The following is a 15943-nucleotide window of genomic DNA, read 5'->3' as shown; positions in this document are numbered from 1 at the left end:
CGCCTGAAGAAGTGCACAAAAAAGCCAGCGCTGAATTGGCGCTGGCTTAATAGAAAACCGTCAACTTATTTTAGGACGGCACACACAGGGTCTTTTAGTCCGCAGGGTTATTACGCGCTGCACGCTTACGGTCATTTTCCGTCAGCAGCTTTTTGCGCAGACGAATGTTGTGTGGAGTTACTTCCACCAGTTCGTCGTTGTCGATGAACTCAAGCGCCTGCTCAAGGGTCATCTTGATCGGTGGGCTAAGTACCTGCGCATCATCAGTACCTGATGCACGCACGTTGGTCAGCTGCTTACCTTTCAGTACGTTTACGGTCAGGTCGTTAGAGCGGTTATGAATACCCACCAACATACCTTCATAAACTTCAGTCGCGTGACCAATAAACAGGCGACCACGCTCCTGCAGGTTAAACAGTGCGTAAGTCAGTGCTTTACCGGTTGCGTTAGCAATCAAAACACCATTAGTACGCTGGCCGATCGTGCCACCTTTATGCGGACCGTAGTGGTCGAAAGTGTGATACAGCAGACCAGAACCAGAAGTCAGTGTCATAAACTCGGTTTGGAAACCGATCAGGCCACGGCTTGGGATCATAAAGTCCATACGGATACGGCCTTTACCATCGGGCTGCATGTCAGTCATTTCAGCCTTACGCAGACCCAACTGCTCCATCACAGCGCCCTGATGTTCTTCTTCCACGTCAACGGTGACGGTTTCGTATGGTTCCTGAACTTCACCGTCAACCTCACGCAGAATTACTTCTGGGCGAGATACCGCCAACTCGTAACCTTCGCGACGCATGTTTTCAATCAGAATGCCCAAGTGAAGTTCACCACGACCTGATACGCGGAACTTGTCTGGATCGTCGGTCTGCTCAACACGCAGCGCAACGTTGTGTACCAGCTCTTCTTCCAAACGCTCAAGGATATTACGAGACGTCACAAACTTACCGTCTTGGCCAGCGAACGGGGAGGTATTAACCTGGAAGGTCATAGTTACCGTTGGCTCGTCTACACTCAGCGCTGGCAGCGGCTCAATGGCAGCAGGGTCACACAGGGTGTCAGAGATCTTCAGCTCACCCAAACCAGTGATAGCGATAATGTCACCCGCTTGCGCTTCAGTAACTTCGTTACGCTCAAGGCCCAGATAACCCAGTACCTGGCCTACTTTACCGTTGCGCTGCTTACCATCAGCACCGACAACAGTCACTTGCTGATTAGGCTTAACCGCACCACGGGTTACACGGCCTACACCGATAACACCAACGTAGCTTGAGTAGTCAAGCTGAGAAATCTGCATCTGGAAAGGAGCGTCTTGAGTCGCGGCAGGCGCTTCCACTTTCTCTACGATGGTTTCAAACAGTGGTGTCATATCTTCGCTTGCTTCATCAGGGTCCAGTGAAGCAAACCCGTTCAAAGCTGAAGCGTATACGATTGGGAAATCCAGCTGTTCGTCAGTTGCACCCAGGTTGTCGAACAGGTCGAATACCTGGTCAATTACCCAGTCAGGGCGTGCGCCTGGACGGTCAATTTTGTTGACGACAACGATTGGCTTAAGACCCTGAGCAAATGCTTTCTGCGTTACAAAGCGCGTCTGAGGCATTGGACCGTCAACTGCATCAACCAACAAAAGTACCGAATCGGCCATCGACAATACACGTTCTACTTCACCACCGAAGTCGGCGTGTCCCGGAGTATCAATAATGTTGATGTGGTAATCATTCCAGTGGATGGCTGTGTTCTTCGCCAAAATGGTAATACCACGTTCCTGCTCCAGCTCGTTGGAGTCCATGACACGCTCGCCATGATTGGCACGTTCGTTAAGTGTTCCCGACTGGGCTAGCAGTTTATCAACCAGAGTAGTTTTACCATGGTCAACGTGGGCGATAATGGCGATATTACGCAGCTTCTCGATCACCTGAGGCCTTCCGTTCTATTGATGTAGATTTGTTTAAAGGGCGCCTATTGTATAGGCGACGTGATATAAATCCCATTTTTTAATCGTGCAAAAGATAGTCAAAATACAGGGATTTTCACCAACTCTATTTTTATCCTTATTATTCAATATCTTATAGATTTTGTTGAGAGTAAAAATCTGCAGACTTCAATAAACTGACACGCTGGCACGATTTCTCCCCTACAAAAAGTGTGATATCTGTATACGACTCGTTACGCCTATCGCAGTAGCACCAACTTGGTTAGTCGCACCTTTTTGACGCATTTCTTCTATTTGAATGCACACAGATGGTGCAACAATTAATGTTTTCAGCGAGGCTGATAGACGCAATGCCTTAAAAATCAAAGGCATAGGATAATGGCACGGATTTCGCTTTTGAAGCCCAGCTTCAAACAATTCTAAACATTGACACCGGAGGGTTAACTAGGATGTCAGTAGCAAACGTACTCGAGCTGATTAAATCAGAAGAGGTAAAATTCATCGATCTGCGCTTCACCGATACCAAAGGTAAAGAGCAGCACGTAAGTATCCCTGTCAGCCAAATCGACGAAGATTTCTTCGAAGACGGCAAGATGTTCGACGGTTCTTCTATCGCAGGTTGGAAAGGCATTAACGAATCAGACATGGTACTGATGCCAGACCCAGCGACAGCTGTTCTGGACCCGTTCTCAGAAGAGTCTACTCTGATCGTTCGCTGTGACATCCTTGAGCCAGACACTCTGGCCGGTTACGACCGCGACCCTCGTTCAATCGCCAAGCGTGGTCTTGAGTATCTGAAGTCTACCGGTATTGGTGACGACGCTTACTTTGGTCCAGAGCCAGAGTTCTTCATGTTTGACGACGTTCGTTTCCACACTGACATGAGCGGCAGCTTCTTCAAGCTGGACTCAGAAGAGTCTAAGTGGAACAGTGGTAAAGAATACGCTGACGGTAACCTGGCTCACCGCCCAGGTGTTAAAGGTGGCTACTTCCCAGTACCTCCAGTAGATTCAGGTCACAACATCCGTTCTGCTATGTGTGTAGTAATGGAAGACATGGGTCTGGTCGTTGAAGCTCACCACCACGAAGTGGCAACGTCAGGTCAGAACGAAATCGCTTGTAAGTTCAACAGCTTGGTAGAGAAAGCTGACGAAGTTCAGGTTTACAAGTATGTAGTACACAACGTTGCTCACCTGTACGGTAAGACTGCGACCTTCATGCCTAAGCCAATTGTTGGTGACAACGGTTCTGGTATGCACGTTCACCAATCAATCAGCAAGGGCGGCGAAAACCTGTTCTCTGGTGACAAGTACGGTGGTCTGTCTCAAGAAGCTCTGTGGTACATCGGCGGTATCATCAAGCACGCACGTGCGATCAACGCCTTTGCCAACGCTTCAACTAACTCATACAAGCGACTGGTTCCTGGTTTCGAAGCTCCTGTTATGCTGGCTTACTCTGCCCGTAACCGTTCTGCTTCTATCCGTATCCCAGTGGTACCTTCTCCGAAAGCTCGCCGCATCGAGGTTCGCTTCCCGGATCCAACTGGTAACCCTTACCTAGCGTTCACTGCCATGCTGATGGCTGGTATCGACGGTATCAAGAACCAGATCGATCCAGGCGAAGCTATGGACAAAGACCTTTACGACCTGCCTGCAGAAGAAGCGTTGGCTATCCCAACGGTTGCTGCTTCTCTTGAGCAAGCACTGGAAGCTCTGGATAATGACCGTGAGTTCCTGACTGCTGGTGGCGTATTCAGCGATGACAGTATCGACGCATACATCGAACTTAAGGAAGCAGAAGTTGAGTTGTTGAACTCTACTACTCACCCTGTTGAGTTCGACATGTATTACAGCGTTTAATAATGTACCGCTCGTAATTTGAACACTCTCACAAAGCCCACTGAAAAGTGGGCTTTTTTTTTCGACATGAGCGATTCGTGGTGACAAAATAGTCGATCCCAAATATAGTTAGACATATGTAGAAAAAAGGTGAATGGCTATGGTCGTAAAAAATATAGCCTTGCTCTTGTGTCTGTTAGGAGCAGCTGCCGCACACGCAGGTAAGCTCTACACGTGGAAGGATGCCAACGGCGTTGTCCATTACTCAGATAAGCCGGTGCAGGGAAGTCAAGCACAGCAGATCCAGCCCAAGGTTGGAACCAACGTAATTCCTCGCTTGAATGATGGTGTAATCCAAACGGATAAAGGCCCAAAAGGCACGGCATCGTTTAAAGTATCTATTCGCTCGCCTCAGCACGAAGCTACCATTCGTGACAATATGGGCCGTGTGTCTGTCGTCGGCCAGGTTGAGCCAGAAATTCAGGACGGTTATTCCTATCGACTCAAGGTAAATGATCAAGTTCTGGGCATGTCTGAAGACGAACCCGTGTTTCACCTCATGAACGTGAATCGCGGCGAGCATAAATTAAAGTTAGAACTATTGGATCAAAGAGGCAAGGTAATTGCATCTTCACCGGTACGGATCATTTATCTGCACCGTGCCTCAGTACTCCAGGCTCGCTAAGCACAAGGACAGTGCGACAAGCTTTCTGAAGTGTTAGAGTTTAGGTGCATTCGCACCTAAATGGTGCAATTTCAGGAGAAGAACGCACCGTGCTCTCACAATCTTCCGGGACATCGAAAAATGCACTATCAGGGGTCACGACCACCCTGCTCGATGTCCTGAGCACTGCCATCATATTGCTGGATCGCCATTTGGTGATCCGCTACATAAACTCTGCAGGCGAACAACTTCTCGAACAGAGCGCCCGACGCCTTCTGGGTGAATCGCTTCCCAGCTTATTTGAGCACCTTTCTCTCGAAACGCAGTTAATCAATGACACATTAAATCTTGGTAATAGCTTTACCGACAATGACGTGTCTATCGTCAAACTAGATGGCAGCCACATAGCTGTAGACGTCACTGTCTCTCCCTTCCTAAGGGGAGATCAGCGCTTTGCCTTGCTGGAAATGAAACAAATAGACCAGCAAAAAAAGATTAACCATGAGATTTATCAGGCAAGCCAACAACAGGCTGCCAGAGAGCTGGTTCGCGGTTTAGCCCATGAAATTAAGAATCCTTTAGGAGGCCTTCGCGGTGCTGCACAGCTGCTAGAAAAAGAGCTGCCTGATCCTCAGCTAAAAGAGTTCACCAACGTTATTATCGAGCAGGCGGATCGTCTTAGAAATCTGGTCGATAAATTGCTTGGCCCTCAACGCCCATCCGCCCGCTCAGAACACAACATCCATATGGTGCTGGAGAAAGTCATCCAGCTGGTCAATATGGAGGGTTTAGAGCAACTCAGCATCAACCGTGATTATGACCCTAGCCTACCCGACTTTGCTATGGACCCGGAGCAGCTGGAGCAAGCATTTCTAAATATCGTCAAAAATGCGGTCGAGGCGATGCAGGGGCAAGGCAATATAAATATAACAACGCGCTCAGCCAGTCAGATGACTTTAAACGGCGAGCGTTATCGCCTGGTGGCCGAAATTAAAATTGCCGACAACGGCCCAGGTATACCACCGCAACTTCAAGATACTTTGTTCTACCCCATGGTCACAGGTAAAGCTGATGGCACTGGGTTAGGCTTATCTATTTCTCAAACATTAGTGACCCAACATGACGGCCGCATCGATTGCATCAGTTGGCCGGGACACACGGAATTCATCATTCACCTGCCTATCAGGAAATAAGGGAGCAGTATGACTGACGCACAGGTTTGGATCGTCGATGACGACAGCTCTATTCGCTGGGTACTCGAGCGTGCGCTAACCGCTGCAGATATCCATGTAAGTAGCTTCGAGTCCGGGGAAGAAGCATTACAGCAGTTACGTTTCCAGACCCCGGATGTTGTTCTTTCTGACGTGCGTATGCCAAATATGGACGGCCTAACACTTTTAGACCGTATTCATGATGTCGGCTCTGATATTCCGGTCATTATTATGACTGCACATTCAGACCTCGATAGCGCGGTATCAGCCTATCAAAGCGGTGCATTCGAATACTTGCCTAAGCCGTTTGACATAGACGAAGCCGTCGCTTTAGTAAAACGCGCAATCACTCATAGTCAGGAGAATCGCCGAACCCGCCGCCGTCGAGAGGTAGAGCTGCCAGAGACCGAGATAATAGGCGAAGCACCTGCAATGCAGGAAGTTTTCCGTGCCATCGGTCGTCTGTCTCGTTCTTCAATCAGCGTCTTGATTAATGGCCAGTCGGGTACGGGTAAGGAGCTGGTCGCACGAGCTTTGCACCGTCACAGCCCCCGCTCAGAAGAGTCCTTCATTGCGCTGAACATGGCCGCGATCCCTCGTGATCTCATCGAGTCTGAGTTGTTTGGTCACGAAAAAGGGGCGTTCACTGGCGCCAACACCATTCGCCAGGGCCGCTTTGAACAGGCAAACAATGGCACCCTATTTCTTGATGAAATTGGCGACATGCCACTGGATATTCAGACGCGTTTATTACGAGTACTGTCCGATGGTCAGTTCTACCGCGTCGGTGGACACTCGCCCATTGAAGTCGATGTCCGGATCATCGCAGCGACGCACCAAAATCTGGAAGAACTGGTCAGACAAAACAAGTTTCGTGAAGATCTGTTTCACCGACTGAACGTGATCCGTGTTCACCTTCCTCCACTGTGCGAACGCTCCGAAGACGTTCCCCAGTTGGCCAAGTACTTCCTGCGTAAAGCAGCCGAAGAACTGGGTGTCGAAACCAAAACATTGGCATCAGATACTGAAGCGTATATGGAGCAGTTGCCTTGGCAAGGTAACGTCAGGCAGTTAGAAAATACTTGTCGCTGGTTGACCGTGATGGCATCGGGGCAGGAAGTTCTGATAAGTGATTTGCCACCTGAGCTACAGCAACCTTCAGCACCAACACCTAGCAATGACGGAGAGCCGGTAACGGCGCTAACTTGGCAGCAATCGCTTAATCAATGGGCTGAGCAACAGCTGTCTACCGGGCGTATCGACATTCTCAATGATGCACTGCCAGAGTTCGAGCGCGTCATGCTAACCACCGCGCTACGCCATACCGGCGGACATAAGCAGGAAGCTGCGCGCCGATTGGGCTGGGGGCGGAACACGCTGACCCGTAAACTCAAAGAGCTGGACATGAGCTGATAGCTCGCAGGGTTTATCTCCATGATAAAAAACGGCCTCTGTTGAGGCCGTTTTTTTATGTCCAAGTAAGTCCCTTACAAGGCTAAGGGTGTGCGCAGCTGTCAGTCCAACCGTCAACCGTATCGAAACAGCCATTGGCGTCTCTATATAGGTTATCCGTTTGAGCACCAGAGCCACCATCCGCGGCGTCATTGAAGATCAGGTCCACCGCGCGAACACCATCGGCAAACTGGTAACGGAGCCAACCATCGCCAGCATCTTCCATTGCGTAACCAGGCCAACTATCAGGTGCACCTTCAACTCCCCAGAAGTAAACCTGCGCGCCAGTCCAGCTATCCGGCTTCTTGAACCAAACCTCGATACCTGGCAGTACACAGCTGTCCACCCAGGCGTCATCGATGTAACATCCATCGCCTGCCCTGAAACTGTCAGTTGTCTGCTCGCCTGCGCCATTGTGGAATAGCATATTAGAGCCGGTGACACCGTCTTCGAACTGATAGCTGAAGTAGCCACCGCCCAGTGACGTCATTAGCAAACCTGGCCAATCAGTAGACGAAGAAACACCTTCTGATGCCCAGTAGTGGATATAGGCTTCAGTCCACGTTTCTGGTGCCTTGTAATAAACCGTGATCCCCGGTTCCAGTGCAGGCTCACCACAAACATCCTTCCACTCGTTTACAACGTAACAGCCATCTCTATCTGCGAACAGATTTTCTGTTTGAGACGCGCCATCGTTGAAAATCACATTAGCTGACGTCGTATTCAGAGGGAAACTAAAGCTGTAAGAGCCATCAGCCTCCACAGTCATAGGCACACCAGGCCAATCAACGGTAGGCGCATTCGCAGCATCCCAGTAGTAGATGTTAACCTCGCTGCCCCAGCCATCTGGCGCAACAAAGCCTAACTCCAATCCCTTAACGGGTGCGACACAGTTATCATCCCATACATCTGCGACGTAACAGGCATCCGTATCATGGTACAGATTGGCCGTTTGATTACCGTTGTTGTCGTTAAAGATCAGATCAGCAGCAGTCACATTGACTGGGAACTGGAACTTGTACCAGCCTTCGCCAATTAGCTCAGCCTGAACACCTGGCCAAGCGCTATTGTCTGCAGGCGCGGCGTTCCAATAGTGAACGTGAATGTCATCACCCCACCCATCTGGCTTTTTAAAGTGAACCGTCATTCCTGGAACTGGCAAAGCACAGGTATTACTCCAACCGCCATTTTCATAACAGGCATCGCCATCTGCGGTCAGGTTATCCGTTTGCAGACCCTGTCCATCATTGAAAATCACATTGGCTGCAGTCACGCCGTTTTCAAACTGGAACTTGTACCAGTCATCACCCATCTCTTCCATCACCGCACCTGGCCAATCAACTGCTGGTTGCGGATCGGCAGACCACCAGTACAGGTTAGCGCCAGCCCAATCAGCAGGCTTCTTGAACCAAAGGGTCATACCTTCCTGGATACCCTTTTCAACGGTCACTTCGGCACTCGCCTGGCTGCCATTGAAGTTATCGACAGTGGCACGGAAAGTGAACTGGGTACCATCTTCGTAGCCAGCAACATCGTAGTAGACTTGGTAGTCCGGCGTGTAATCAATGCCCAGTGACTCAAATCCACCGTCATTCACGCTGACTTCAAAGGTCACGTTGTAAAGAGGTAAAGCTTCCGCTTCGATCCCTTCAAGCATTGCGCTGACATTGACTCGATGCGATACCTTGCTGCCATCAACCGGCGCGGAGATGCTCAACACTGGCACTTCAGCCGCATACTTAATCAAGTCATCTGCGCGATAAACCACAGCACTGAATGGCTCAACAGTTACGTCGACGAGGTTTTCACCATCGGCCGCCAGCTCAGCACCTTTTTGTGGCCAAACCTGACGGTAGGTAGCACTCGTTGCGACCAGACTGACAGATTTGGCTTCTGCGGCAGTGTTAAGCACAACCAGGTACTCTCGAGGTTTCTCTGTTTCTACACGAGAGAAAGCAAAAATACCTGCTTCACCTTCGCTGTATCGAACGAACTGTTTACCACGACGTAGCGCCGAGTGTTTTTTAGATAGCTTGCTCAGTTTTTTGATCTGACGGTAAAGCGGGTGACGACGATCGAAGTTGTCGTCAGCAGGCGTCGCATCAGTACCGATAAGTGGCAAGTCCTGATAGTCCGGAGTCTGAGAAGGCATCATGTCCTCTCGAGCACCAGTATCACCGCCCAAACCTGTGAAGCCTTGCTCGTCACCATAATAGATAACCGGGATACCACGGCTAAAGAACAAGATTTCGTTGGCTAACTTGGCGCGTGCCAAACGTTCTTCTTCTGTCGCAGTTGGGTTTTCCTGATCAATATGAAAACCGATGCGTCCCACATCGTGGTTACCAGCAAAGTTCATCAGCAAACCTGCGTGGCTGTCAGCATCCGTGTAATAGTCATCTTGGCTGAATAGCCAAGCGAGGCCGTCAGTTGCCTTGTTTGATGCAACCGTGTCTTTGATTTGGAAGTAAAGGCCAAAGTCCAACACGGATGGCAGAGCACCTTCAGTGGTGAAAGTACTCAGCACCTTAGGGTGACCTTCAAATACTTCACCAAAGATGAAGAAATCTTCGATACCTTCAGCATCGGCGTGAGCCATAATTTCGGGCGTCCACTCTGCCCAAAACGGCATATCTACGTGTTTCACTGTATCCACACGGAAACCGTCGATCTTGAATTCGCTGATCCAGCCTTTGAAGATGTCCTTCATACCCGCCAGCACATCCGGATGCTGCGTGTTTAGGTCATCAAGACCAAGGAAGTCTCCATAGATAGCTGATTCACCCGCCCAAGTGCTATCACCTTGGTTGTTGTAAAGCTCAACATTGTTAAGCCACGCCGGTACTTTCACATCTTCCTGACCTGCAGGAATGAAGGTGGTGTACTGGCCATCTTCGCGGTTTTTATAAGGACAGGTATCCAGACCTTCCAGTAGATAGCCGTCAGCGTCATGACATTCTTCGTACTTAATGACATCCGCAGTATGGTTAATAACGATGTCGAAGAAGACCTTCATGTCACGTTTCTTCGCCAATGCAATCAGCTGCTTTAACTCGTCATTACTGCCCCAGTGCGGGTCAATTTGAGTGTAGTCAGTGGTCCAGTAGCCGTGATAACCGGCAGACTCACCTTGTACTGCTTGGTTTTTAAATACCGGGGTCAACCACAGCGCGGTGATCCCCATGTTGTCCAGATACGGCAGTTTTTCCATCAACCCAGCAATATCACCACCGTGGTAATAGCGAATATCTGAAGGATCAAAACCGGTCTGTGAGCGGTCACCACTCAATCCACCGAGGTCGTTACTGGTATCAGCGTTCTGGAAGCGGTCAGGTAAAACGAAGTAGAACACTTCGTCTTCGATCTGCCTATCCTGCTTACAGCCTGCCATAGACAAGACTGCACCAGCCATACATAAAGCTGTAATGCTCTTCTTGAGAAACATCGCCTTGCTAACTCCTTTTACTACTAAGAAATCCGGTACCACTCTCGTTTAGAGTGCCAACTACGCAAATAAACAAGTATCCGGCCAGCGACGTAAATCAACTGAGCCTTTTTCACTAATAAACATTAGGTTAACATTGAATGTCAATAATTTGACATTCAAACTTCACATTTTTTTTACATTTGCTGGTATCTCATTTTCAGTTGGTCAGCTTCCCATGCACTTACCCAGCGCATCGCCAAAATCCTTCTTTGCCGGAATTAGTAGGGTTCTTTTTCATCGCGCTCTCAGGTTGCGCACAACTTGATGAGTGGACCAAACCAAACGTTCAACGCTTAGTCGTCGATCCAGGCTTTACACCAGACAGATTAGTCGTTGATGGTATCGATTCAGCAACCTTCAAAAATCCCACAACAAACACAAAAGTCAGTGAGGATGCGCTTGCAGTGCAGCTCATCACGGCAATAAGAGAAAAAAGAAAAGAGTTTAAAGTCGCTGTAGGCAGTCGCTATCGTGTCCATGCAAAACTATTAGAAAACAACGTTTCTAAGCGAACAGATGACCTAGACCCAGATATCTATAAGTACACAACGCGGACGGTCAAAGTCAGCTATGTCATTACTGATAGCGCCAATGGCGATGCCGAAGTGTGGAGCGGCATGATAGAAACATCGGATGAAAGGTTAGCCAGCTATAAGCGAGAAAAAAAGCAAAGAACTCTGAAAAGCTGGTTGAGGCCGTTGTAGAAAGCTTAACCAATACCGAGACTTATCCTTACCCCGAGCCGCCGCGTTTTAGCGAAGTATTGCAATGGAACTTTGAAGGGTTTGCATTGAATCTGCCCTAGATAGAACACACTCAGTCCCTGAACACGACAAAGGCGCTCTCTGAACCTAAAAAAATTCAGTTAAAACTCATAGGTAAATCAGAATATTATGTCGGCTCAGCACCATAATACAGCCATACAGGCCGCGTGTAGTGTAGAAAAACTGTGCAGCCATGGTGATTTCAGCGTACACTTGTACGCCCAAACTGTTTGAGTATTTTTCCTATGTCGACGCATTCTGCCTACTCTCCCAGCGAAGAACTCGCAAATAGCCTGACGCATCTTGTCGGTGCTGGCCTGGCAGTTACCGCCTTGGTACTAATGATTCTGACCTCTGTCGAACAATCCGACCCCTGGCGCCTAGCTTCTAGTCTGGTCTACGGCATTAGTCTGATCGTACTGTTTCTCTCATCCACGCTTTATCACGCTTTCCCCTGGCCAGGCATAAAACAAAAATTCAAGTTATTGGATCATTGCGCTATTTACCTGCTTATCGCGGGTAGCTATACGCCGTTTCTTTTGATCAGCCTGAGGGGTTGGTTAGGTTGGACTTTGTTTGGTTTGGTTTGGGGCCTAGCGCTGATTGGTCTAGCACTTAAGCTGGGCTATGGAAATCGATTCAAGGCGGTACGCGTTGGCAGCTATATCTTAATGGGTTGGTTGGTGCTGTTTGCCTGCGTGCCGTTGGCAGAAGCCATTGGCTGGGGTGGCATGAGCTGGCTGGTTGCGGGAGGCCTCAGCTACAGTTTTGGCGTTTTCTTTTATCTGAATAAGAAAATGAAGTTCAGCCACAGTATCTGGCACTTGTTTGTTTTAGCCGGCAGCATCTGCCACTTTTTCTCAATCTGGTGTCATGTCCTGCCAAATGATGGGGTGCTTTGAATTAGTTAATGGGTAGCGTCCCTGCTACCCACCTAGTTCAAACAACTAGAGCATGACTCTTATGCCGACGCTATGAATGTTATCAGCATCACTGCCGTCCGCCATAGTTGAGTCATCAATACGCGATTCACTGAACAGCTCAACACGCTCACTCATTTGGTAACTGGCACCTACAGCGTAATATTTCAGCTCGTAGCTTCCTTCATAATTATTGTCATTGTCTTTTAGCTGGTTATAACCTACGTAGATTCGCCACGCCCGGTTTAGACGATAGTGACCATATAACTCGACACCTTGGCTATCAAAGATCTCTCCACGGTCATCAAACTCATGATTGGTACCCTCGTAGTAGACGGCAGCGAGATAGAGTTGATCGGACAATTGACCATAGTTGATACCAAGGGCAAGCGCATCAGCGTAGTCGCCATCAAACCCTGCCACATTGACCCCCTCCGTCGTATCAAGTTCAGAGCGGTTATAGCCAACACCAACATCGATGTTCCAAGGCAAGTGATACGTTAGTGCAGCGCCATATCCCTTGTCGTATGTGAAACTTGAGATAGGGTCGCCAACATCATCATCGCCACAATCCATATCTGGGTTTACCTGACATTCGTAGATATTGGTCTCTTCACTATTTTTCGCTTGATACTGAAATGCGTAATCCAAGTTGCCAATGCTGTTACGGTAGACAATGGCTTGTTCTGCACGCCCTGTACCTGAGATCCCGCCATCAGAGCCGTAATTGAAGGTGCCTGACGCTTCTCCTCCCCACACCATCATTTGGTCCGTTCGCTCTGTCACGTCATAGTAAACTGACCACTGTTTACCGAAGGTGATAGTGCCATAGCTGTCATGGCTTAATCCGATATAGCCCAAACGCAAGTTGACTGTATCATTCTGGTCTTTTGGCTCGCTGGTCAGCGTGTCGCCACCTTGTCCGAATTGCATTTCACTGGTGCTATCGACTAGGTTCAGACCCCACTCAATTTTGGCGAGCGCCTGCCACCCCTCGCCTGCATCAAAAGCGAAATCAAAATTGATGCGAGATGCTTGATCGGTCATCTCGTTGTCGCCACCGCTTTGACGAAAGTCCGCCTGCAGATAACCACCTAGACCAACGCTGGCTTGGTTGTCTGTATAGATTTCGATTGCTGAGGTAGATAAAGGAAGCAGTAAAAATGAAGTGGCAGTGGCCAGTGAAACTTTGCGCATTAGGGCTCCAATCGATAGATTTAGCACCATCTGTTGGGGATAGTGCATAACGAGGGGAGGAATCTAATTCACGTGACGCAGCTCACACTTGTTGCGAGATCAATAAATGCATTGGCTCGCTCAAACCTGCTAAAACCCTTTTACAAAGGCGAGAACTATTTAACCAATATTGCTATTTTCAGGGTGATTTTTGTTCACCTCTTCCGTGTATCAATAACCTAACTTATGCGCATAAAAAAGGCCGCTAATACGGCCTTTTTTAATGGTGACGCTAATCAAGCTGGCTACTTCTTTTCACCCGCATAAACGATAACAACTCGGTCATCGCCTTTCACTCGGCTGAATGCATAAGGCTGCTGACTGATCATCTTGTGCTCACCCGCGCCCACAGCCACGTGGTTGTTACGGAACTGACCCACTTTCTGCCAGTGTTCAACCAAGCCTGCACGATCACCCTTGAGCTGATCCCAGTTCATAAATGAACGAGTCGGTGAATCAAACGCGTCGGTCATAGGACCTGCAGGACGGCCACTTTCATCGCCGTAATAAACCTGCACACCACCCGGCATCAACAACAGGCCGTTAGCTGCACCTTTCTGAAGCTCCAGGTTCTCATAACGCTGGAAGAACAGTTTGGTGTCATGGCTGGAAATGTAGGTCAACAGGTTGAAATCAGGGTCGGTATTGATGTCTTTGGCATAGCTCGCGTACAACTCTTCGTTTTGGTTGATACATTGCGCACCTTTTACCGCCTGCATCTCACCGGCATAGTCAAAGTTGATCAGGCTATCCATACCATGGTCAAAGTAGAAGTCCTTGTAAGCACCGTGGTGCCATACTTCACCTACCATCCAGAATGGCTTGTCATCAATCGCTTTATCCGGGTTTTCTGCTTTCCACTCTGCCAGTGCTTTGGTGGCTGAATCTTTCAGCTTGCTCCACACCTGTGGTTCAACGTGTTTCACCGTATCGGCTCGGAAACCATCGATACCGTACTTGCGCACCCAAGTGGTGTGCCATTCAACCAGGTAATCCACCACGGTATAGCCTTCGCGTTCAACGGCTCGGGTATCCGGCTTATTCTTGAGGATTGGCGGCAGACCCACATGTTTTTCGCTCTCGGTCAGGAAATCAGGCAAGCCGGCCAGATTCATGGTGATATCATCACCACCCGGAGCGGTGTAACCCGCCATACCGCTGCGAACCCAATCAGGGCCCCACCACTTTTCAGCCCACTCGTTGGAACCCCAACGAATATAGTTGTTATAGCGATGCCAGTTTTGACCTTTTTTCTCGTCAGGCACCCAATCAGTCCACTGATCTGGTACCGGAGCATTTGGCGCCAGCGCGTTAATGCCATAGGTCTGCATATCGTCCAGTGTTGGGTAACCTGCGTGGTTCATAACCACATCGATAACCACGCGGATGCCACGCTTGTGAGCCTCTGCGACCAGTCGTTCCAGATCTTCATCAGTACCAAAGTTTGGATCCAGGCGGGTAAAGTCCAGCGCCCAGTAACCGTGGTAGCCGTAGAATGGGAAGCTGCCCTTCTCACCACCGCCGATAAAGCCGTGAATCTGCTCAACGATCGGCGTCAGCCAGATCGCATTCATCCCCAGCTCTTGGATGTAATCCAATTTTTCGATGATGCCTTTGATGTCACCACCTTGGAAAGTGCCGACTTCCTGCTTGCCATCTTTCTTACGATTAAAAGGGAAGTCGTTGCTGGTATCACCGTTGTTAAAACGGTCGGTCATGATGAAATAAACCGATGCGTTATCCCACGAGAAATCTGTTGGCTTGGCTTCGGCAGGTTCAAGCAACAACAAACCTCCGCTTTCTTTGGAAGGCTGCATCGATACTTTGCCGCCAGATACTTTGGCGGTTTGGCCCGAGTAGAAGTCTTTTACCAGCTCACCATCTTTGAACACGCTGCTGACATCAACTTCGACTACGTTGCCATCCCAGATACCACAATCGACCGCAGGCGGCTTGCGTACAACAGCCACTTTCTTCGGCTTGCGCATCACACTGATGGCGTTTCCACCCTCAGCTTTGGTGTCGAGAGTAAACTCGTATTCACCCGGGAACAGAATGCGGATAGAAAAATCATTGTCGGTAGCACAGTCAGACACGGGTACCGGTGTCTTAAACTTAATCTTGGCTGGATCTTCAGGACCAAATGAGGTGCCACAACTGAAATCTTTGTCAGCCAGGCGGAAATGGTAGGTCCCCTTTTCCAGCTCTACAGCCACTTTGTACTGGCCTTTGCCTTTGTACTTGGCTCGATGCTCAGCAGCATAATCCTGTTCGGCAACACGCAAATAGATTGGGGTTTTGATAATGGCTTGTGCGCTAGGCACGAGCAAAGACGACACCAGCGCTGCGAGCGCCAGTTTTTTGGGGGCGAACATAAGCAACTTCCATTAGCTAACGAAAAATTTTAGAACCGACGTTTATAACGAAAAACGGAT

Annotated in this window: 10 protein-coding genes; 6 read left to right on the top strand and 4 right to left on the bottom strand. The window is 49.1% G+C overall.

The genetic code is table 11. The features are described 5' to 3' along the window. Positions 1-94: 94 nt before the first annotated feature. On the bottom strand, positions 95-1918 hold the full coding sequence (gene typA, locus ABEA14_RS14005) for a translational GTPase TypA (RefSeq protein ID WP_345340651.1): 1824 nt from the start codon (positions 1916-1918) through the stop codon (positions 95-97). 467 nt (positions 1919-2385) lie between these two features. Here typA and glnA point away from each other — a divergent pair, with 467 nt between their 5' ends. The 4 genes from glnA to glnG all read left to right on the top strand — a co-directional run bounded on the left by glnA (position 2386) and on the right by glnG (position 7062). Beyond that, positions 2386-3795 (top strand): glutamate--ammonia ligase, encoded by a 1410-nt coding sequence (glnA, locus tag ABEA14_RS14000; RefSeq protein ID WP_345340650.1) that lies wholly within the window; start codon positions 2386-2388, stop codon positions 3793-3795. 139 nt (positions 3796-3934) lie between these two features. After that, positions 3935-4459 (top strand): DUF4124 domain-containing protein, encoded by a 525-nt coding sequence (locus ABEA14_RS13995; RefSeq protein ID WP_345340649.1) that lies wholly within the window; start codon positions 3935-3937, stop codon positions 4457-4459. Positions 4460-4548: 89 nt separating this feature from the next. Then, on the top strand, positions 4549-5631 hold the full coding sequence (glnL, locus tag ABEA14_RS13990) for a nitrogen regulation protein NR(II) (RefSeq protein WP_345340658.1): 1083 nt from the start codon (positions 4549-4551) through the stop codon (positions 5629-5631). A gap of 9 nt (positions 5632-5640) precedes the next feature. Further along, positions 5641-7062 carry a nitrogen regulation protein NR(I) gene (gene glnG / locus ABEA14_RS13985; RefSeq protein WP_345340648.1) on the top strand — a complete coding sequence of 474 codons (1422 nt, stop codon included), beginning with the start codon at positions 5641-5643 and terminating at the stop codon, positions 7060-7062. Positions 7063-7144: 82 nt separating this feature from the next. Here the strand turns inward: glnG and ABEA14_RS13980 are convergent, their stop codons facing one another. Beyond that, positions 7145-10546, bottom strand: a complete 3402-nt coding sequence (locus ABEA14_RS13980) for a starch-binding protein (protein WP_345340647.1) — start codon at positions 10544-10546, stop codon at positions 7145-7147. Positions 10547-10797: 251 nt separating this feature from the next. Between ABEA14_RS13980 and ABEA14_RS13975 the strand changes: the two genes are divergently transcribed. Continuing rightward, positions 10798-11292, top strand: a complete 495-nt coding sequence (locus ABEA14_RS13975) for a hypothetical protein (protein ID WP_345340646.1) — start codon at positions 10798-10800, stop codon at positions 11290-11292. A gap of 305 nt (positions 11293-11597) precedes the next feature. Then, positions 11598-12254 carry a PAQR family membrane homeostasis protein TrhA gene (trhA, locus tag ABEA14_RS13970; RefSeq protein ID WP_345340645.1) on the top strand — a complete coding sequence of 219 codons (657 nt, stop codon included), beginning with the start codon at positions 11598-11600 and terminating at the stop codon, positions 12252-12254. Positions 12255-12299: 45 nt separating this feature from the next. Here the strand turns inward: trhA and ABEA14_RS13965 are convergent, their stop codons facing one another. Together ABEA14_RS13965 and ABEA14_RS13960 are read right to left on the bottom strand one after the other, a co-directional pair. Continuing rightward, the gene (locus ABEA14_RS13965) at positions 12300-13469 is read right to left on the bottom strand and encodes a porin (protein WP_345340644.1); all 1170 of its coding nucleotides are present in this window, start codon (positions 13467-13469) and stop codon (positions 12300-12302) included. Between the two features lie 284 nt (positions 13470-13753). Continuing rightward, a complete protein-coding gene (locus ABEA14_RS13960) occupies positions 13754-15883 on the bottom strand; it encodes an alpha-amylase (protein ID WP_345340643.1) in 2130 nt (709 codons plus the stop codon). Positions 15884-15943 lie beyond the last annotated feature (60 nt).

The sequence above is a fragment of the Corallincola platygyrae genome (assembly GCF_039544265.1).
GTDB lineage: Bacteria > Pseudomonadota > Gammaproteobacteria > Enterobacterales > Neiellaceae > Corallincola > Corallincola platygyrae.
This window is presented reverse-complemented; position numbering and strand designations above follow the sequence as displayed.